Source organism: Cellulomonas sp. HZM, assembly GCF_000708885.1.
Lineage (GTDB): Bacteria > Actinomycetota > Actinomycetes > Actinomycetales > Cellulomonadaceae > Cellulomonas.
Genome location: NZ_JEOE01000002.1, coordinates 149,908 through 168,116, shown reverse-complemented (window position 1 = coordinate 168,116; position 18,209 = coordinate 149,908). Strand labels below are relative to the sequence as shown.

19 protein-coding genes, 2 tRNA genes and 1 riboswitch are annotated in these 18,209 nt (G+C 73.2%); of the genes, 12 read left to right on the top strand and 9 right to left on the bottom strand.

Annotated elements, in window-relative coordinates:
- Positions 1 to 6 precede the first annotated feature (6 nt).
- Both gap and AW16_RS0102660 read right to left on the bottom strand, forming a co-directional pair.
- Positions 7 to 1,011, bottom strand: a complete 1,005-nt coding sequence (gap, locus tag AW16_RS0102665) for a type I glyceraldehyde-3-phosphate dehydrogenase (RefSeq protein ID WP_029287970.1) — start codon at positions 1,009 to 1,011, stop codon at positions 7 to 9.
- Positions 1,008 to 1,610 carry a TetR/AcrR family transcriptional regulator gene (locus tag AW16_RS0102660; protein ID WP_034648032.1) on the bottom strand — a complete coding sequence of 201 codons (603 nt, stop codon included), beginning with the start codon at positions 1,608 to 1,610 and terminating at the stop codon, positions 1,008 to 1,010. The genes gap and AW16_RS0102660 overlap by 4 nt, the downstream gene beginning before the upstream one ends.
- A 72-nt stretch (positions 1,611 to 1,682) precedes the next feature.
- On the opposite strand from AW16_RS0102660, the gene AW16_RS0102655 reads away from it, so the two are divergent.
- The 4 genes from AW16_RS0102655 to AW16_RS0102640 all read left to right on the top strand — a co-directional run bounded on the left by AW16_RS0102655 (position 1,683) and on the right by AW16_RS0102640 (position 3,552).
- A tRNA-Ile gene (locus tag AW16_RS0102655) sits at positions 1,683 to 1,756 on the top strand.
- A gap of 208 nt (positions 1,757 to 1,964) precedes the next feature.
- A riboswitch (cyclic di-GMP riboswitch) is annotated at positions 1,965 to 2,039 on the top strand.
- 16 nt (positions 2,040 to 2,055) lie between these two features.
- Positions 2,056 to 2,280 (top strand): BldC family transcriptional regulator, encoded by a 225-nt coding sequence (locus AW16_RS0102650; RefSeq protein ID WP_029287966.1) that lies wholly within the window; start codon positions 2,056 to 2,058, stop codon positions 2,278 to 2,280.
- A gap of 127 nt (positions 2,281 to 2,407) precedes the next feature.
- Entirely contained in the window at positions 2,408 to 2,896 is a 489-nt protein-coding gene (gene def, locus AW16_RS0102645; protein ID WP_029287964.1) for a peptide deformylase, read from the top strand.
- A gap of 155 nt (positions 2,897 to 3,051) precedes the next feature.
- Positions 3,052 to 3,552, top strand: coding sequence for a DUF3145 domain-containing protein (locus AW16_RS0102640; RefSeq protein ID WP_029287962.1), 501 nt, complete (start codon positions 3,052 to 3,054; stop codon positions 3,550 to 3,552).
- Between the two features lie 65 nt (positions 3,553 to 3,617).
- Here the strand turns inward: AW16_RS0102640 and AW16_RS0102635 are convergent, their stop codons facing one another.
- The 5 genes from AW16_RS0102635 to AW16_RS0102615 form a co-directional block, all read right to left on the bottom strand.
- Entirely contained in the window at positions 3,618 to 4,862 is a 1,245-nt protein-coding gene (locus AW16_RS0102635) for a beta-ketoacyl synthase (RefSeq protein WP_029287960.1), read from the bottom strand.
- Positions 4,863 to 4,947: 85 nt separating this feature from the next.
- Positions 4,948 to 5,196, bottom strand: coding sequence for an acyl carrier protein (locus tag AW16_RS0102630; RefSeq protein ID WP_029287958.1), 249 nt, complete (start codon positions 5,194 to 5,196; stop codon positions 4,948 to 4,950).
- Between the two features lie 92 nt (positions 5,197 to 5,288).
- The gene (locus AW16_RS0102625) at positions 5,289 to 6,293 is read right to left on the bottom strand and encodes a beta-ketoacyl-ACP synthase III (protein WP_029287957.1); all 1,005 of its coding nucleotides are present in this window, start codon (positions 6,291 to 6,293) and stop codon (positions 5,289 to 5,291) included.
- Positions 6,290 to 7,267: an ACP S-malonyltransferase gene (locus AW16_RS0102620; protein ID WP_029287955.1), complete on the bottom strand. Its 978-nt coding sequence runs from the start codon at positions 7,265 to 7,267 to the stop codon at positions 6,290 to 6,292. Before AW16_RS0102620 ends, AW16_RS0102625 begins: the two co-directional genes overlap by 4 nt.
- Before the next feature lie 78 nt (positions 7,268 to 7,345).
- Positions 7,346 to 8,521, bottom strand: a complete 1,176-nt coding sequence (locus AW16_RS0102615) for a CdaR family transcriptional regulator (RefSeq protein WP_034648003.1) — start codon at positions 8,519 to 8,521, stop codon at positions 7,346 to 7,348.
- A 237-nt stretch (positions 8,522 to 8,758) separates the two neighbouring features.
- Here AW16_RS0102615 and AW16_RS0102610 point away from each other — a divergent pair, with 237 nt between their 5' ends.
- Positions 8,759 to 9,445, top strand: a complete 687-nt coding sequence (locus tag AW16_RS0102610) for a hypothetical protein (RefSeq protein ID WP_029287952.1) — start codon at positions 8,759 to 8,761, stop codon at positions 9,443 to 9,445.
- A gap of 83 nt (positions 9,446 to 9,528) precedes the next feature.
- Here the strand turns inward: AW16_RS0102610 and aceE are convergent, their stop codons facing one another.
- Entirely contained in the window at positions 9,529 to 12,276 is a 2,748-nt protein-coding gene (aceE, locus tag AW16_RS0102605; RefSeq protein WP_029287950.1) for a pyruvate dehydrogenase (acetyl-transferring), homodimeric type, read from the bottom strand.
- 412 nt (positions 12,277 to 12,688) lie between these two features.
- Between aceE and AW16_RS0102600 the strand changes: the two genes are divergently transcribed.
- The 7 genes from AW16_RS0102600 to AW16_RS0102570 all read left to right on the top strand — a co-directional run bounded on the left by AW16_RS0102600 (position 12,689) and on the right by AW16_RS0102570 (position 17,010).
- Positions 12,689 to 13,108 (top strand): DUF3052 domain-containing protein, encoded by a 420-nt coding sequence (locus AW16_RS0102600; protein WP_029287948.1) that lies wholly within the window; start codon positions 12,689 to 12,691, stop codon positions 13,106 to 13,108.
- The gene (locus tag AW16_RS0102595; RefSeq protein WP_029287946.1) at positions 13,105 to 13,566 is read left to right on the top strand and encodes a peroxiredoxin; all 462 of its coding nucleotides are present in this window, start codon (positions 13,105 to 13,107) and stop codon (positions 13,564 to 13,566) included. Before AW16_RS0102600 ends, AW16_RS0102595 begins: the two co-directional genes overlap by 4 nt.
- A 79-nt stretch (positions 13,567 to 13,645) precedes the next feature.
- A tRNA-Val gene (locus AW16_RS0102590) sits at positions 13,646 to 13,719 on the top strand.
- 28 nt (positions 13,720 to 13,747) lie between these two features.
- Entirely contained in the window at positions 13,748 to 14,605 is an 858-nt protein-coding gene (locus AW16_RS17940) for an MOSC domain-containing protein (RefSeq protein WP_029287945.1), read from the top strand.
- A gap of 32 nt (positions 14,606 to 14,637) precedes the next feature.
- Positions 14,638 to 15,510 (top strand): Nif3-like dinuclear metal center hexameric protein, encoded by an 873-nt coding sequence (locus tag AW16_RS0102580; RefSeq protein ID WP_029287943.1) that lies wholly within the window; start codon positions 14,638 to 14,640, stop codon positions 15,508 to 15,510.
- Complete coding sequence (locus AW16_RS0102575) at positions 15,507 to 16,244, top strand: zinc ribbon domain-containing protein (protein WP_029287941.1); 738 nt, start codon at positions 15,507 to 15,509, stop codon at positions 16,242 to 16,244. Before AW16_RS0102580 ends, AW16_RS0102575 begins: the two co-directional genes overlap by 4 nt.
- Positions 16,245 to 16,290: 46 nt before the next feature.
- Positions 16,291 to 17,010, top strand: a complete 720-nt coding sequence (locus AW16_RS0102570; protein ID WP_034648001.1) for a histidine phosphatase family protein — start codon at positions 16,291 to 16,293, stop codon at positions 17,008 to 17,010.
- Positions 17,011 to 17,035: 25 nt separating this feature from the next.
- Here AW16_RS0102570 and AW16_RS0102565 read toward each other — a convergent pair whose 3' ends face one another.
- On the bottom strand, positions 17,036 to 18,208 hold the full coding sequence (locus tag AW16_RS0102565; protein ID WP_029287937.1) for an SLC13 family permease: 1,173 nt from the start codon (positions 18,206 to 18,208) through the stop codon (positions 17,036 to 17,038).
- Position 18,209 lies beyond the last annotated feature (1 nt).

The following is an 18,209-nucleotide window of genomic DNA, read 5'->3' as shown; positions in this document are numbered from 1 at the left end:
CGACGCTCACAGGCCCGCGCCGATGCGCTCGGAGAACTCCACGAGCCGGTTCGAGAACCCCCACTCGTTGTCGTACCACCCGTGCACCTTGACCTGACGGCCGAGCGACTGCGTGAGCGGGGCGTCGAACACCGTCGAGAACGGGTTGCCGACGATGTCCGCGGAGACGAGCGGCGCCTCGGAGTACTGGAGGTAGCGGCTCAGTCGCTGGCCCGCGGCGGCCGCACGGAACGCGGCGTTGACCTCCTCGACGTCTGCTTCCCGCTCGAGCACGACCGTGAGGTCCGTGATCGAACCCACCGGGACGGGCACGCGCAGGGCGGCCCCCGTGAGCCGACCGTCCAGCTCGGGAAGGACCTTCCCGATCGCGGCGGCCGCACCTGAGGAAGCCGGGATCGTGGACACCGCGGCCGCGCGGGCGCGGCGCAGGTCCGGGTGGGGCGCGTCGTGGAGCCTCTGGTCGCTGGTGTAGGCGTGCACGGTGGTCATCAGGCCGGACTCGATGCCGAACGCTTCGTGCAGCACCTTCGCGAGCGGTGCGAGCGAGTTCGTCGTGCACGAGCCGTTGGAGAACACGTCGTCGGCAGCCGGGTCGAGCCGGTCGTCGTTGACGCCGAGGACGAACGTGGGGACGTCTCCCTTGGCGGGCGCGGAGACGACCACCTTCTTGGCGCCGCCCGCGAGGTGGGCCGACGCCGAGGCGCGGTCGGTGAACCGACCAGTCGACTCGATGACGACGTCGGCGCCGACGTCGCCCCACCGGATGCGGGAGGGGTCCGGCTCGGCGAGGACGGCGATGCGTCGCTCGCCCACGGTCAGCGCGTCGGCCTCGACGTGCACGCCGTCGAGGCGGCCCGACAGGGAGTCCCACTCGAGCAGCGTCCCGAGAGTGCGCGCGTCCGCGAGGTCGTTCACGGCGACGACCTCCACGTCCGCGGCGTTCTGGAGCGCCGCGCGCAGGTACGTGCGTCCGATGCGGCCGAAGCCGTTGATGCCGATGCGTGTGGTCATGGCTCGGGGTGCTCCTCTGTGGTCGGTACGGGGGAGGGTCGGAGAGCGGCGGCGCGGAGCAGGGCCAGTGCGCCGGCCCGAGCCGCCTCGAACGGGGCGGGGTCCTGCTGGGCCATCGCGAGCACGTATCCGCCCTGCAGGACCGCCATGAGCGTGTGCGCGAGCGCGTCCGGATCCAGGTCCGCAGGGAGCTCGCCGACGCGGACCGCCTCGCCCAGGGCCAAGGCCCAGCGCTCGTGCGCCTGCGTGAACGCGCGGGCGACCGGCGCCAGGAGCAGCGGGTCCTCGCGGACCTGCGGGTCCTGCGTCATCCGGCCGACCTTGCAGCCCCGCAGCGCGTCACGCGGGGCCATGAGGTACGCCTCGACGCGTCCGAGCGGGCTGCCGGGGCCGGACAACTCCGACGAGGCAGGCAGCAGGGCCGCGATGTTCTGCTCCAGCGCTGCGAGGGCGAGGTCGTGCTTCGACCTGAAGTGGTGGTACTGGCTGCCCTGACCGACCCCTGCGCGTTCGCGCACCTCACGCGGGCTGGTGTCGGCGTAGCCGCGTTCCCACAGCAGGTCGCTCATGGTGTCGACCAGCAGCTGGCGGGTGTCCATGATCGCGACTGTACCTACCCACAGGTACAACCGCAAAGCGGAGTGACGTGCCGTAGCCTTGCCGCGCACCCGGGGGCAGTAGCTCAGTCGGTCAGAGCAGCGGACTCATAATCCGTGGGTCGTGGGTTCAAGCCCCACCTGCCCCACCCGCCCACCGTGCGGCAGCGCGGCCCGTGCGCCGCCGAGCCGCGCCAGCGCCGTGCCTGACCTCGGACTGACCTGCGCCTGACCTGCGCCAACGCTGTCATGTCCGGTCCGTCCGGTACCGCCCGGATGGATTTCACCCGATCGCTCGCGAATCGGGCGTCGGTTGCTTCTTGCACAAGCGTCCAGATTCGGGCATAGTTCCGGTGTCAGCGAAAACGGCAAACCCGCCGCAAGGTGGGGACGCAAAGCCACGGGGCCTACAGGGTCAGCCGAGCTACCGAACGACAGGAGCACGATCATGGCGATCACCACCCCCTCCACCGAGGCCCCTCTCTCGCAGGGCGCCCTGCTCACGCCGGGCGAGGTCGCAGTCCTCTTCCGCGTCGACCCCAAGACGGTCACGCGCTGGGCCCAGGCCGGCAAGCTCTCGGCCGTCCGTACCCTCGGCGGCCACCGCCGCTTCCACGAGGCCGAGGTGCGTCAGCTCCTCACCGGCGTCCCGCAGCAGCGCGCGGGGGAGTGACCCCGCAGCAGTACCCGATCACGAAGGCCCGGTGACGTCGACGTCACCGGGCCTTCGTGTGTGCTGCGCGCTCGACGATGCGGGACACGGTGCGGGACACGGTGCGGTGTCATGGGAGGATCGACCCATGGCGATGCGAGAGATCCGGACCGTCGGCGACCCCGTCCTGCGCACCCCGTGCGACCCGATCACGACGATCGACGAGCGCGTGCGCACGCTGGTCGACGACCTGCTCGAGACCGTGGACCACGACGGCCGCGCCGGTCTCGCCGCCAACCAGATCGGCGTCGGGCTGCGAGCGTTCTCCTGGAACATCGACGACGAGATCGGCTACGTCCTCAACCCTGTGATCGTCGACCTCTCCGAGGACGAGTACCAGGACGGCGACGAGGGCTGCCTGTCGGTCCCCGGGCTGTGGTTCCCCACGCGTCGTGCGTGGTACGCGCGCGTCGTCGGCACCGACCTCGACGGCAAGGAGGTCGTGGTCGAGGGGACCGAGCTCATGGCGCGCTGCCTCCAGCACGAGGTGGACCACCTCGACGGGATGCTCTACCTCGACCGCCTCGAGCGCTCGGTGCGCAAGAAGGCGATGAGGGCAGTGCGCGAACAGCTCTGAGCGCGTCGCTGCTCGAGCTCGAGGTCGCGCCTGCTGGCTTCGAGGCCCGTCGTCGGGCATAGTGGGCCGCAGCACGCCGCGAGTCCGTGCGTACCCCTCAGCAAGGGGCGAGGTCGTTGGGGAAGGCGAACCTCGAGCCGCTGATGGAGGACGACATGGCAGGTGCGATCACCCGCGGTGTTCTTTTCGTGCACTCTGCGCCCCGTGCGCTGTGCCCCCACGTCGAGTGGGCGGCCGGCAACGTGCTGGGCGGCAGGGTCGCGTTCGACTGGACCGAGCAGCCCGCCGGCCCGGCGTTCTTCCGCGCCGAGCACTCGTGGCAGGGCGAGCCCGGCACGGGCGCGCGCCTCGCGTCGGCGCTGCGCGGCTGGGCGCACCTGCGCTACGAGGTCACCGAGGAGGCCAGTCGCGGCACCGACGGCTCGCGCTGGAGCCACACGCCCGAGCTGGGGATCTTCCACGCCGCGACCGACGTGCACGGCAACGTCGTCGTCCCCGAGGACCGCATCCGGGCGGCGATGGAGCATGTCGCCGACCCGGAACGCCTGCGCACCGAGCTCGACCTCGCTCTCGGGCAGGCCTGGGACGACGAGCTGGAGCCCTTCCGGTACGCGGGTGCCGGGGCGCCCGTGCGCTGGCTGCACCGCGTCGGCTGACCGACCAACGACGAAGGCCCGCACCCCGGGAGAGCCGGGGTGCGGGCCTTCGTCGTGGACCGGGTTCAGGCCGACGTGACCACGAGCGCGACGTTGTGGCCGCCGAACCCGAACGAGTTGTTGAGCGCGGCGATGTCGCCCGTGGGCAGCTCGCGCGGCTTGTCCCGCACCAGGTCGAGCACGAGCTCCGGGTCGGGCGTCGCGACGTTGATCGTCGGGGGAGCCTGGCGCTCGTGCACCGCGAGGACGGTGAAGATCGTCTCGAGCGCGCCGGCGCCGCCGAGCAGGTGGCCGGTCATCGACTTGGTCGCCGAGAGCGCCACGTGGTCGGAGTCGTCGCCGAGCACGCCGCGGATGGAGCGCGCCTCGATGAGGTCGCCGACCACCGTCGAGGTGGCGTGCGCGTTGACGTGCACGACCTCGCGCGCCGAGACGCCGGACTCGCCGAGGGCCATGTTCATGGCACGGATCTGGCCGTCGCCCGAGGGCTCGGGGGACGTGATGTGGTAGCCGTCGGCGGACAGGCCGACGCCGGCGATGCGGCCGTAGACCCGTGCGCCGCGCGCCGCGGCGTGCGCCGCGCTCTCCAGCACGACGACGCCGGCGCCCTCGCCGATGACGAAGCCGTCGCGGTCGACGTCGTACGGACGCGACGCGCCCTGCGGGTCGTCGTTGCGCAGCGACAGCGTGCGAGACGCCGCGAACGCCGCGATGGGCATGGGGTGGATCGTGGCCTCGGTGCCGCCGGCGATGACGACGTCGGCACGTCCGGCGCGGATCATGTCCACGCCGTAGCCGATCGCCTCGGCGCCGGATGCGCAGGCCGAGACGAGCGCGTGCGCACCCGCCTTCGCGCCGAACTCGAGCGACACGTACGCGACCGGTGAGTTCGGCATGAGCATCGGCACGGTCATGGGCAGCACGCGACGCGCGCCCTTCTCGCGCAGCGTGTCCCAGCCGTCGAGCGTGGTCCAGATGCCGCCGATGCCCGACGAGACGACCGCGCCCAGGCGGGTGCCGTCGACGTCCGGCGAGCCGGCGTCGGCCCACGCCTCGCGCGCCGCGATGATCGCGTACTGCGCGGAGGGGTCCATCTTCTTGAGCTCGGGCCGGGGGAGCACGTCCTCCGGCTTGACCTTGAGCGTGGCCGCGAACTCGACCGGGATGCCGTACTCGGTGGACCAGTCGTGCTCGAACGGGCGGGCGCCGGACTCGCCCGCGAGGGCGGCGGCCCAGGTGCTGGGGACGTCGCCGCCGAGCGGCGTGGTGGCTCCCAGTCCGGTGACGACGACGTCGATCGGGTGGCTCATCGGTGCTCCTGGCTCGGCGGTCGGGGGGTGGGGTGCCCCGGGCGGGTGCCCGGGGCAGCCCCGAGGTGGTGCTGCGGGGCGGCCGTCAGGCCTGGGCGCCCGCGATGAACGAGACGGCGTCGCCGACGGTCGCGAGGTTCTTGACCTCGTCGTCGGGGATGCGCACGTCGAACTTCTCCTCGGCGAGGGTGACGATCGTCATCATCGAGAGCGAGTCGATGTCCAGGTCGTCCGTGAAGGACTTCTCGGCCAGGACGGAGTCCGTGGGAAGGCCGGTCTCCTCGCTGACGATCTCGGCCAGGCCGGCAAGGATCTCCTGCTCGCTGTACGCCATGGGGGTGTCTCCTCGGTTGGTGGTGCGGGATGGGGTCAGGACATGTGCCCGGACGGTTTTCGGGACGAACGGTACAGGGCTGGTACGGGGCCTTACGGCAGGACGACGACCTGCGCCGCGTACACCAGGCCGGCGCCGAAACCGATCTGCAGCGCGAGGTCACCGCTCTTGACGAGCCCCTCGCGGTACAGGCGCTCGGTCGCGAGCGGGATCGACGCGGCGGACGTGTTCCCCGTGTCGACGATGTCGCGGGCGACGACGACGGACTCCGGCAGCTTGAGCGTCTTGACCATCTGGTCGATGATCCGGTTGTTCGCCTGGTGCGGGATGAAGGCGTCGAGCTCGTCGGCCGTGATGCCGGCCGCGTCGAGCGCCTTCTGGGCGACGGGAGCCATCTGCCACACGGCCCACTTGAACACGGACTGGCCCTCCTGGCGCAGCGTCGGCCAGCCCGCGCCCTCGTCGCGCGTCGCGAGCCACGAGTGCGTCTGGCGGATCGCCTGCGCCTGGCCGCCGTCCGAGCCCCACACGGTCGGGCCGATGCCCGGCGTGTCGGACGGGCCGACGACGACCGCCCCGGCGCCGTCCCCGAGCAGGAACGAGATCGTGCGGTCCGTCGGGTCGACGAACTCGCTCATCTTCTCCGCGCCGATCACCAGGACGTTGCGCGCGGCGCCCGAGCGCACGAGCGCGTCCGCCTGGCCGATGCCGTAGCAGTAGCCGGCGCACGCGGCGGAGATGTCGAAGGCCGCGGCGGGGGTGGCCCCGATGCGGTCGGCGATGATCGCCGCACCCGCGGGCGTCTGGTGGAAGTAGGTGACCGTCGAGAGGATCACGGCGTCGATGTCCGCACCCGTGAGCCCGGCGTTCTCGATCGCGGCGCGGGCTGCGTCCTCGGCGAGGTCGAGCACGTCGGTGCCCGCACCGGCGCGCGTGCGGGTCGCGATCCCGGTGCGCTGGCGGATCCACTCGTCGGAGGAGTCGATCGGGCCGACGAGGTCGTCGTTCGGGACGACGTTCTCCCCGCGCACACCGCCGAGCCCGAGGATCCGGGTGTGGGCGGGGCCGGTGGCCTGGGTCAGGGTGGGACGCGTCACGACGACTGCTCCTGGGGGCTCTCGGTGCTGGACGTGCCGGCGTGCCGGCGCACGAGGTCGCGCGCGGCATCCAGGTCGGCGGGGGTCTTGACGGCGACCGTCTCGACCCCGGGCAGCGTACGCCGCGCCAGGCCGGTCAGGACACCGCCGGGTGCGACCTCGAGAAGCCCGGTCACGCCGAGCTCGAGCATCGTCTCGCAGCACAGGTCCCAGCGGACCGGGTTGGCGACCTGCGCGACGACGAGCGCGAGCGCGCGGGCGCCGTCGGTGACCACCGAGCCGTCCGAGTTGGTGAGCAGCGTCGCATCGGGGTCGGCCGGGACGATGCCGGTCGCTGCCGCCTCGAGCTCCGCGACCGCGGGCTGCATGTACGACGTGTGGAACGCCCCCGCGACCTGCAGGGGGACGACGCGCGCGCGGGCCGGCGGGGCCGCGGCGAACGCTGCGAGGTCGTCGAGCGCGCCGGCAGCCACCACCTGGCCGCCGCCGTTCACGTTGGCGGGGACCAGCCGGTGCTGCTCGAGCGCGGCGAGGACCTCGGCGGCGTCGCCGCCCAGGACGGCCGCCATGCCGGTCGGCATCGCGGCGGCCGCGCGGGCCATCGCCGCGCCGCGCACGGCGACCAGCGCGAGCGCCTCGTCGTCGGACAGGACGCCCGCGACCGCGGCGGCGGCGAGCTCGCCCACCGAGTGGCCGGCGGCGACGTCGACCCCCGTGGCCGCGCCGAGCCGCGCGGACGCGTCGAGGTCGAGGACCGCGCGCAGCGACGCGAGCGCGGAGGCGACGAGCAGGGGCTGCGCCACGGCCGTGTCACGGATCGTGTCGGCGTCGCTCGTCGTGCCGTGCGCGACGAGGTCGAGACCCGTCACCTCGCTCGCACGACCGATCGACTCGGCGACGACGGGGAGCTCGAGCCACGGGGCGAGCATTCCGGGGGACTGGGCACCCTGACCGGGGCAGGCGACGACGAGCACCCGACAACTCTGCCGGGTGAGCGGCGGCCGACCCGGTCACGGCGCGCACCAACCTTGGTGCGCACCCTTGTGCGGCTCCTACAAACGCGCGTCGGGGCTCGGGTCGGACGTGTCGAGCCTGCCCACGGCGAGCGCGGTCTGCAGCACGTAGGACTCGCGCGCGTCGAGGGGGTCCCACCCCGTCACGTCGGCGACCCGCTTGAGGCGGTACCGGACGGTGTTGGGGTGCACGTACAGCGAGCGCGCGGCCGCCTCGAGCGAACGTCCCGTGCCGAGGTACGCCGAGAGGGTCTCGAGCAGCGACCCCTGGCTCGCCGCGAGAGGCTCGTACGCCTGCACGACGAGAGTCCTGCGCGCGGCGGCGTCGCCGACGAGCACGCGTTCGGGCAGCAGGTCGTCGGCCAGCACGGGGCGTGGCGCCTGCTCCCACGCGCGAGCGGCGACGAGACCCGCGAGCGCGGCGCGCGCCGATCGTGCCGAGTCGAGCAGGTCGGCGACCTGGGGGCCGAGCACCACCGGACCGGGACCGAAGCGCGGCAGCAGCGAGACCGCGGCGGCACGCAGGTCGCCGTCCCCGCCGAGGAACACGACGAGCCGGTCGCCCTGGATGCCGACCAGCGCGTCGTCGGCCGCGCGCCGCGTCGCACGGCGCAGGTCCGCAGCGCGCACCTCGTCGAGCGCCGACGTGCTCGTCCCCACCATGACCAGCGTGGAGCCGCGTCCGCTCCAGCCCAGCGCGCCGATCCGCGAGCGCAACGAGTCGTCGACGTCGCCGCGCACCAGCGCGTCCACGACGAGCGCCTCGAGTCGGGCGTCCCACGCGCCGCGCACCTCGGCGGCCCGCGCATAGACCTCGGCCGCCGAGAACGCGACCTCGCGCGAGTAGCGCAGCACCGCCTCGCGCAGCTCTCGTTCCTCGCCCGGTGCGGCGAGCCGGTCGCTGTGCGTCTCGACGACGTCCACGACCACGCGCACGAGGTGGAGCGTGTGCTGCAGCGAGATCGAGCGCGTCAGCTCCGGCGGGGCCGCCGCGAAGATGTCGCCGACCCCGTGCGGCGGGCGCGACGGGTCGGCGAACCAGCTGACGAACGCGGTGATGCCCGCCTGTGCGACGAGCCCCACCCACGAGCGGTCCTCCGCTGGGAGCGCGCGATACCAGTCGAGGTCCTCCTCGAGGCGGCGCATCGTCGCCGCGGCCAGCTGGCCCGACCCGTCGCGCACGCGGCGCTGCGTCTCGGCACCGGGTGTCGGCATGAGGGCGGCTCGTGAGCGGTCGGGCCGCTTCGAGCTGCGGGTCGCGCGGGTCGGCGGCGGGGACGAAGGTGCCGAAGCGGACGACGTCGTGGACGCCGGGGGGCTGGCGGGCATGGGCCGAGCATAGGGGTCCGCTTGTGGGAAGTCGACAAACGGCTCCGCTACGCCGACCACGCTCGCGCGGGGGTCCGCCCGCTCCGCCCGGTGCCGCTGGTTGCTTGCGGCTAGGGTCGACGCATGGCACTCCTGCCCAGGCTCCGACAGCTCATCCGTCGTCCTGCGTCCGCGTCGCGCGTGGGAGCGCGCCGGCCCACCAGCACCGCCCGCCGTGGCGACACGCTGCACGAGGACGCGCTGCGCTCGATGCTCAGCGACGACCCGAACAACGAGCGCGCGTTCGCGGCGCTCGCCGAGATCGTCCGGCGTCGCGCGTCCGACTCGGTGGCGCACGACGACCCGCTGACCGCCGACGCGGCGGACGAGGAGCGCCAGCGCGCGGCCGACCTCGCGGTGTGGGCGCTGGGTGAGGAGCTCGCCGGCAACCCGCGTGCCTGGTTCCCGCTCCTCGAGGTCGCCCGGCTCTCGGTCCGAGACGACCACGAGGGCACCCTGCGCCGGCTGCGTACCGCCGCCGAGCGCGACCCGTCGGGACGCGCCCTCGCCGAGTCGCTCAAGCTGCTGCGCGACGCCGGGGCCCCGGTGGACGCGATCGGCCTGGGCGTGGGGCATTACCACCCGAAGGACCACGAGCCCGAGGTGGCCCGCCAGCTCGTGCTCGCCTCGATCGAGGCGGGTCGTCCGCTCGAGGCCAAGCAGCACCTGCGGTCGCTCGACCTGTTCCACGACCAGCGCGTCGTCGTCGGCCTGCGCGAGGAGCTCGAGCGTGAGGTGGCGCACGCGGAGCAGTCCATCCCCGGGACCTGACGAGCGGCGTCGATCGCCCCCCGTACGACGAGAGCGCGTGACCCCGCGGGGGCCACGCGCTCTCGTCGTACGGGGTCAGCCGATCAGGACTCGCCGCCCGCGTTGCCGGACGTGCCGGCCGTGACGTCGTGCAGGCGGTAGCGCTCGATGGCCTGCGCAGCGGCGTCCGCCGCGACCTCGCCCGTGCGGGCGAGCTGCTGCAGCACCCGCACCGCGGTCGACGGGCCGTCGATCTTGAAGTGCCGGCGCGCCGCGGCGCGCGTGTCGGAGAAGCCGAAGCCGTCCGCACCGAGCGTCGCGTACGTGCCGGGAACCCACTGGCGCACCTGGTCGGCGACGAGGTGGTCGTAGTCCGTCGTCGCGACGAACGGGCCCTCCGCGCCGGCCAGCTTCTGCGTGAGGTACGCCTCGCGCGGCGCCTCGCCGGGGTGCAGGAACGCGTGCTGCTCGGCGGCCAGGCCGTCGCGCCGCAGCTCGTTCCAGCTGGTCACCGACCACACCGCGGCGCGCACGCCCCAGTCCTCGGCGAGCAGCTTCTGTGCCTCGAGCGCCCACGGCACGGCCACGCCCGACGCGAGGATCTGCGCGCGCGGACCCTCGCCCTCGGCGGGGGAGACGAGGTGGATGCCGCGCAGGATCCCCTCGATGTCCACGTCCTCCGGCTCAGCCGGCTGGACGATCGGCTCGTTGTAGACCGTGAGGTAGTAGATGACGTCGCGGTCCCGGCCGCCGTTGTCCTCGGCGTACATGCGCTCGATGCCGTCGCGCACGATGTGCCGGATCTCGTACCCGTACGCCGGGTCGTAGTGCACGACGTGCGACATCGTGCCGGCGAGCAGCGGCGAGTGGCCGTCGGCGTGCTGCAGGCCCTCGCCCGTGAGCGTCGTCCGTCCGGCGGTCGCCCCGATGAGGAACCCGCGTGCCATCTGGTCACCGGCGGCCCAGAACTGGTCGCCCGTGCGCTGGAACCCGAACATCGAGTAGTAGAAGTAGAACGGCACGAGCGGCTCGCCGTGCGTCGCGTAGGACGTCGCGACGGCCTGGAACGCCGAGGCCGAGCCGGCCTCGTTGATGCCCGTGTGCATGATCTGCCCGGACTCGGACTCCTTGTAGCTCAGCATGAGCTCGCGGTCCACGGCGAGGTAGTGCTGGCCGACCGTGTTGAAGATCTTCGCGCTCGGGAAGATCGAGTCCAGGCCGAACGTGCGCGCCTCGTCGGGGATGATCGGCACCAGGCGGTGGCCGAACTCCTTGTCCTTCACGAGGTCCTTGAACAGGCGCACGAGCGCCATCGTCGTGGCGACCTCCTGGTGACCGGAGCCCTTCGCCAGGCTCTCGTACACCTTCGCCTCGGGCAGCGTGACCGGCGCGTGGGTCGAGCGGCGCTCGGGCACGAACCCGCCGAGCTGACGACGGCGCTCCAGCAGGTACTGGATCGCCTCGTCGTCCGGACCCGGGTGGAAGTACGGCGGGACGTACGGGTTCTCGTCGATCTGCTCGTCCGTGATCGGGATGTGCAGCGAGTCGCGCAGCGTCTTGAGGTCGTCGGCCTTCAGCTTCTTCATCTGGTGCGTGGCGTTGCGCCCCGCGAAGCCCGAGCCCAGCCCGTAGCCCTTGATGGTGTGCGCCAGGATGACCGTCGGCTGGCCGGTGTGCTCGCGCGCAGCCTTGTAGGCGGCGTAGATCTTGCGGTAGTCGTGGCCACCGCGCTTGAGCGCCCAGATCTCGTCGTCCGACATCTTCTCGACGAGCTGCTTGGTGCGCGGGTCGCGACCGAAGAAGTGCTCGCGGATGAACGCGCCGTTCTCGGCCCGGTAGGTCTGGAAGTCTCCGTCAGGCGTCGTGTTCATGAGGTTGACGAGCGCGCGGTCCTTGTCGGCGTTGAGCAGGGTGTCCCACTCGCGGCCCCAGATGACCTTGATGACGTTCCAGCCCGCGCCGCGGAACTGCGCCTCGAGCTCCTGGATGATCTTGCCGTTGCCGCGCACGGGCCCGTCGAGCCGCTGCAGGTTGCAGTTCACGACGAACGTCAGGTTGTCGAGGTTCTGCTGCGCCGCGAGCTGGAGCATGCCGCGCGACTCGGGCTCGTCCATCTCGCCGTCGCCCAGGAACGCCCACACGTCCTGCTGGCTCGTGTCCTTGATCCCGCGGTTGTGCAGGTAGCGGTTGGTCCACGCCTGGTAGATGGCCGACGAGGGGCCGAGGCCCATCGACACCGTCGGGAACTCCCACAGGTCCGGCGCGAGGCGCGGGTGCGGGTAGGACGGCAGGCCGCCGCCCGGGTGCGACAGCTCCTGGCGGAACCCGTCGAGCTGGTGCTCGGACAGGCGCCCCTCGAGGAAGGCACGGGCGTAGACGCCGGGGGAGGCGTGGCCCTGGAAGTAGACCTGGTCGCCGCCGCCCGGGTGGTCCTTGCCGCGGAAGAAGTGGTTGAGACCCACCTCGGTCAGCGTCGCGACCGACGCGTACGACGAGATGTGGCCGCCGACGCCCACACCCGGCCGCTGCGCGCGCGTGACCATGACGGCCGCGTTCCAGCGGTTCCACGAGCGGTAGCGGCGCTCGATGACCTCGTCACCGGGGAAGTACGGCTCGTTGTGCACCGCGATCGTGTTGACGTACGGCGTGTTGAGCGACGCGGGGATCGCGACGTTCCGCTCGCGCGCGTGCCGCAGCATGCTCATCAGCACGTAGCGGGCGCGCGGGCCGCCCTTGTCGTCGATCAGCCCGTCGAGCGACTCGACCCACTCGCCGGTCTCCTCGGGGTCGATGTCCGGTACCTGGCTGAGCAGGCCGCCGATGAGCGGTCCCGTCTCGTCGATCGAAGCCACCAGTGCTCCTCGCCTCTCGTCCGCGCGCGGAGCCCGAAGGCCTCGGCGCACATCGTTCGACCCGGTCCGGTGGTCCCGTGCTGGTTCCGTTCTGGTCCCATGCTGGTTCGGCGCCGGATCGGGGGTTCGTCGACCCATTCTCGGACTGCCGGGGCCAGAAAGTCACTTTGGGTACCGGGTAGGAGGCCGTGACGTGCACGACACCCGGGCATTGCACAGCGGCGACCGGGTGCGGGCAGCGGTCCCCGACGAGTCCCCGACGAGTCCCCGGCGAGTCCCGGGCGGGTCCCGGGCAACGGGTGCGACACCCCTTGCCAGGCCGGGTGGTGGCGCTGTGGGCTAACGTGTGCGGACATCAGGCAGGACCCGCGCGCACGACGCGTGGACCTCGGACGAAGGGACCGGTCAGGACGTGGCAGACAGCGCTGACGTCGACGCGCAGGCAGTGGCACGCCTCGGCTTCACCTCGGGGCAGGTGGTCCAGGAGATCGGGTACGACGACGACGCCGACGACGACCTGCGCGCCGCGATCGAGGGCGTCACGGGCACCGAGCTCGTCGACGAGGACTACGACGACGTGACCGACGGCGCCGTGATCTGGTTCCGCGAGGACGACGGCGACCTCACGGACTACCTCGTCGACGCGATGACGGTCCTCGACGACAACGGACCCATCTGGGTGCTCACCCCGAAGTCGGGCCGCGGCGGGCACGTCTCGCACTCCGACATCGAGGAGGCCGCGACCACGTCGGGCCTGCACGCGATGACGACCTTCTCGATCGCGCCGGACTGGTCCGCGACGCGTCTGGCGACCCGCGGACGCGGCAAGTGAGCCCGCAGCAGGGCGACGTCGCCCCCGACTTCACGCTCACCGACACGCACGGCACGCCCGTCTCGCTCTCGGGCCTGCGCGGCGGACCCGTGGCGATCGTGTTCGTGCCGTTCGCCTTCTCCGGCACGTGCACGGGTGAGCTGTGCGAGCTGCGCGACAACATCTCCGCCTTCCAGGACGCAGGCGTCCAGCTGCTCGTGATCTCGTGCGACCCGGTGCACTCGCTGCGGGCCTGGGCGGAGCACGAGGGGTACGGCTTCGAGCTCCTGTCGGACTTCTGGCCGCACGGCGAGGTCGCGCGCGCCTACGGTGTGTTCGACGACGAGCGCGGGTTCGCCCGCCGCGGGTCGTTCCTGGTCGACGCCGAGGGCACCGTGGTGTGGTCGGTCGTCAACGAGGCCGGCCAGGCGCGGCCGCTGTCGGCGTACCGCGAGGCGCTCGGGCGGCTGTCGGCCTGACCGGAGGGGGACGGCGCACCGGCCGGTAGGCTGGGCGACCGTCGTCGGCCGTGCCGTTCCTGCGCACGCCGCGACGCAGGGGCCTGTAGCTCAGCTGGTCAGAGCACCGCGCTTACACCGCGGGGGTCGCCGGTTCGAACCCGGCCGGGCCCACCCGCTCGTCGTCGTCCCCGGAGATCGCGTGACCCCCCACGTCAGTGCCCTGACCGTCTACCCCGTGAAGTCGTTCGCGGGGTACCGGGTGGACGAGGTCGTCGTCGGCCCCGAGGGGCCCTCGGGGGACCGCCGCTGGATGCTGGTGGACGAGCGTGGTGAGACGCTCACCGCGCGCAAGCTCCCGCAGATGCTCGGCGCGCGTGCCCTTCCCGTGGGCCACGGGGTCGCGCTCGACCACGCGACCCTCGGCCTGCTCGAGGTCGCCGCTCCGTTCGACGGCCGCCGGGTGGACGTCACGATGTCCCGCGTCGAGCACGCGACCGACGCCGGCGACGATGCCGCTGCCTGGTGCTCGGAGCTCGTCGGCCGCCCCGCGCGGCTCGTCTGGCTCGACGACCCGTCCCGGCGCGGCATGTCGGCCGCGCACGGGGGCACGGCCGACGACCCGATGTCGCTCACCGACACCGCGCCGCTGCACCTGTTCACCACGGCGTCGCTGCGCCGGCTCGACCAGTGGGCGGCACAGGCGCACGACGAGGCGGTCGAGCGGGCGCTCGCCGCCGGACGCCCCGTCCCCGACGCTGCCCACCCGCTCGACGTGCGTCGGTTCCGGCCCAACATCCTGGTCGACGGCGTCGACGAGCCGTTCGCGGAGGACGACTGGTCGCGCTTCGTCGTCGGCGGGCTCGAGCTGCGGTTCGCGGACCACACCGGGCGGTGCGTCATGACGACCGTCGACCCCGACACGTACCTCAAGGGCAAGGAGCCCCTGCGCTCCCTCGCGCGGCACCGGCGCCGCGACGGCGAGGTGTGGTTCGGCATCCAGGCGGTCCCGGTGCGGACCGGGGTGCTACGCGTGGGCGACCGCGTCTCGGCGTCCTGAGGCCACCGTTCGCGACCGGTAGCGTCGGCGGCGTGGACGCACCCGTGACCGCCAGCAGCGCCAGCCTCGCCGACGTCGTCGCAGCCCTCGAGCGGCGCTACCCGCCCGGCACGGCCGAGCCGTGGGACGCGGTCGGTCTCGTCGTCGGCGACCCCGTCGACGAGGTACGCCGCGTGCTGCTCGCCGTCGACCCCGTCGCGGCAGTGCTCGACGAGGCCCGCGAGTGGGGCGCCGACCTCGTCGTGACCCACCACCCGCTGCTCCTGCGGGGTGTGCACTCGGTCGCCGCGACGAGCTTCAAGGGCGCGCTCGTGCACGGGCTCGTGCGCTCGGGGATCGCCCTGTACGCCGCGCACACCAACGCCGACGCGGCACGCGGCGGGGTCGCGGACGCGCTCGCGGAGGCGATCGGCGTGGTCGACACCGTGCCGCTCGTCGCCGGGGCCGACGAGAGCACGGGGATCGGGCGGGTGGGGCGGCTCGCCGAGCCGACGACGCTCGCCGCGTTCGCCGAGCGCGTGGCTGCTGCCGTCCCGGCGACGGCCCAGGGAGTGCGGTTCGCGGGCGACCCAGGGGGGCTCGTCGAGCGCGTCGCAGTGGTCGGCGGCTCGGGCGACTCGCTGTTCGACGACGTATGTGCCGCCGGGGTCGACGCGTACGTCACCGCCGACCTGCGCCACCACCCGGCCTCGGAGCTGCGCGAGCGTGCCGAGTTCGAGGACGGCCGCCCGTACCTCGTCGACCTCGCGCACTTCGCGTCCGAGTGGCCCTGGCTCGAGCACGCCGCGCGGGCGCTCGAGCACGACCTCGCCGCGCGGGGCACTACGGTGGAGACCCGCGTCAGCACCGTCCGCACCGACCCGTGGACGGGACGCGCCGAGAACCCGTCGGAAGGACACCCGTGAGCACTGCCCCCGCCGCCGACCAGCGCCGGCTCCTGGACGTGCAGGCGCTCGACACGCGCCTCGACCAGCTCGCGCACCGCAGGCGGACGCTGCCGCAGCTCGCCCGCCTGGCGGAGCTCGACACGCAGCTCGCGGACCTGCACACGTCCCTCGTCACCTCGCAGACCGCGGTCTCGGACCTGCGCCGCGAGGTGACCAAGGCCGAGGGCGACGTCGAGCAGGTGCGCAGCCGTGCCGCTCGTGACCAGGCGCGGCTCGACTCCGGGCAGGGCACCGCCAAGGACCTGCAGGCGCTGCAGAGCGAGATCGAGTCGCTCGCCCGTCGGCAGTCCGACCTCGAGGAGGTCGAGCTCGAGGTCATGGAGCGGCTCGAGGCGCACGAGAGCGCGCTGTCCGAGGTGTCCGCTTCCCATACGGCGCTCGTCGAGTCGAAGGCGGGTGTCGAGGGCGAGCGGGACGCGGCGTACGCCGAGATCGACGCCGAGACCGCGACGGTCGCGGGCCAGCGCGCGACGGCTGCGGAGGGTCTCGACGCGGGCCTGGTGACGCTGTACGAGCGCCTGCGTGGCCAGCTCGGCGGCGTCGGGGCCGCAGCGCTGCGCGGGACGCGGTGCGACGGGTGCCGGCTCGACCTCAACCCTCTGGACCTGGATGCGATCCGGCAGAAGTCGGAGGACACCGTGGTGCGGTGCGAGGAGTGCGGGCGCATCCTGGTGCGGCTGCCCAAGGACTGAGCTCGCAGCGGTGGCGCCCGGCCGCGGCCCGGACCAGTCTGGGCACGTGAACGCAGCCTCGGACCCCGGATCCGGTCGCGCACCGCGACCCTCGGGCGCATCCGCCCGCTTCGACGACGCCGAGCCCGTCACGGTCGTGCTCGTCCGGCACGGGCAGACCACGATGACCGTCGCCGGCGGGTACTCCGGCTCGGGCGAGCCCGGGCCGCCGCTCGACGGGCACGGGATCGCGCAGGCCCATGCTGCCGCGGCGCTCGTGGACCGCGTGGGGCGTGACCTGTGGGGAGACATCCACTACCCGTCCGAGGTCGTCGCGTCGCCGATGGTGCGCACCCAGCAGACCGGTGCGATCGTCGGCGAGCGACTCAGGCTGCCGGTGCGTACGGACGCGACGTTCCAGGAGGCCGACTTCGGTGCGTGGCAGGGGCTCACGGCCGCGCAGATCGAGGAACGCTGGCCCGGTCAGCTCGAGCCGTGGCACACGCGCGCGGACGTGGTCCCGCCCGGCGGCGAGTCGATCGCGCAGGTGGGCGAGCGGCTCGCCCGTGGGCTCGACGAGCTGCGTGCCGGGGGTGGCGGGCGCACGGTCGTCGTCGTGAGCCACGCGGTCGCGATCCGTGCGGCGCTGGGCGTCGCGATGCGCGCCCAGCCCTCGTCGTGGAGCCAGCTGCGGGTCGCGCCCGCGTCGCTCAGCATCGTGCGGCTGTACCCGGACCGGCGCGACGAGATCGCGGTGGTGGGCGTTCCGAGCGAGGGCTGGGGGTAGGGCCGGCGGTACGTCTGGGGACGGCTCAGCTCGTCGCGACGAGCGCGAGCACCGCGAGCACGACGATCGCAGGCCCCAGCAGCAGCCCCTGCAGGACGACGGTGCGCGTGCGCACGTGCAGGCCGACCTGGCGCGCGCGCTGCCACCACAGGACGGTCGCGAGCGAGCCCCACGGCGTCAGGATCGCACCCGCACCGGTGCCGATGAGCAATGCGCCGACCCGCAGCGGGTCGCCACCGGTCGCCGGTTCGAGCGCGAGGTACGCGGGCAGGTTGTTCACGGCGTTCGACGTGAGCACGCCGACCCCCGCGAGCCGCAGCAGCGACCACACGTCGTCACCGTCGCCGGCCATCGACGCGAGCACCTGCCCGGCGCCGTGCGCGTGCGCGGCCTCGACGGCCACGAACAGCCCGAGGACGACGAGCAGCGTGCGCCACGGCACGAGGTCCGACGCCGGCACCGGCAGCGGCCGGCGTCGTGCGAGTGTCACGACGAGCAGCACGAGGGCCGCGACTGTCGCCGCGGCCCACGGCGTCACGCCGACGACGAACGCGACCGCCATGACGCCCGTGACGATCGCCGCGACGCGCAGCAGCACCGGGTCCTTGGCGCGCGGGGAGGGGTGCGGCTCGTACCGGCCGCGCAGCGCGGACCGGTCGCGCACTCCCAGCACCAGCACCGTCACGAGGATCGCGACGAGCGCAGGCACCCACATGAGGCCGATGTAGCTCACCTGCGCGGCGCGGAACGTGTGGTCGGCGAGCAGGTTCGTGAGGTTGGAGACCGGCAGCACGAGGGACGCGGTGTTGGCGAGCGCGACCACGACCAGGGCGAACGGCAGCGGGAACGAGCGCGTGTGCCGGGCGAGCGCGATCACCACCGGAGTCAGCAGCACGGCCGTGGTGTCGAGCGACAGGACCACGGTGCTGAGCGTGGCGAGCAGCACGACGAGCACCCACAGGAGCCAGCGGCGTCCGCCCGCTGCCCTCGCGGCGAGCTCGGCGGCGGCCGCGAACAGCCCTGCCCCTGCGCACAGCTCCGCGACCACGGTGAGGGCCGCGACGAAGCCCAGCACGGGGAACGTGCGCTCGGCCAGCGCGCGCGTCTCGTCGGCCGACAGCACCCCCGCCACGGGGATGACGACCGCCACGGCGAGCGCGACCGCCCACCACGGGAACCGTCGGCGCCGAGACGCCACG

Excerpts from the sequence above, each read along its gene's own strand:
- AW16_RS0102610 (WP_029287952.1), top strand. The coding sequence starts at position 8,759 with ATGGCACTCCTGCCCAGGCTCCGACAGCTCATCCGTCGTCCTGCGTCC.
- AW16_RS0102635 (WP_029287960.1), bottom strand. The coding sequence starts at position 4,862 with ATGAGCCACCCGATCGACGTCGTCGTCACCGGACTGGGAGCCACCACG.
- AW16_RS0102630 (WP_029287958.1), bottom strand. The coding sequence starts at position 5,196 with ATGGCGTACAGCGAGCAGGAGATCCTTGCCGGCCTGGCCGAGATCGTC.
- AW16_RS0102640 (WP_029287962.1), top strand. The coding sequence starts at position 3,052 with ATGGCAGGTGCGATCACCCGCGGTGTTCTTTTCGTGCACTCTGCGCCC.
- def (WP_029287964.1), top strand. The coding sequence starts at position 2,408 with ATGGCGATGCGAGAGATCCGGACCGTCGGCGACCCCGTCCTGCGCACC.
- AW16_RS0102660 (WP_034648032.1), bottom strand. The coding sequence starts at position 1,610 with ATGGACACCCGCCAGCTGCTGGTCGACACCATGAGCGACCTGCTGTGG.
- AW16_RS0102650 (WP_029287966.1), top strand. The coding sequence starts at position 2,056 with ATGGCGATCACCACCCCCTCCACCGAGGCCCCTCTCTCGCAGGGCGCC.
- AW16_RS0102615 (WP_034648003.1), bottom strand. The coding sequence starts at position 8,521 with ATGCCGACACCCGGTGCCGAGACGCAGCGCCGCGTGCGCGACGGGTCG.
- gap (WP_029287970.1), bottom strand. The coding sequence starts at position 1,011 with ATGACCACACGCATCGGCATCAACGGCTTCGGCCGCATCGGACGCACG.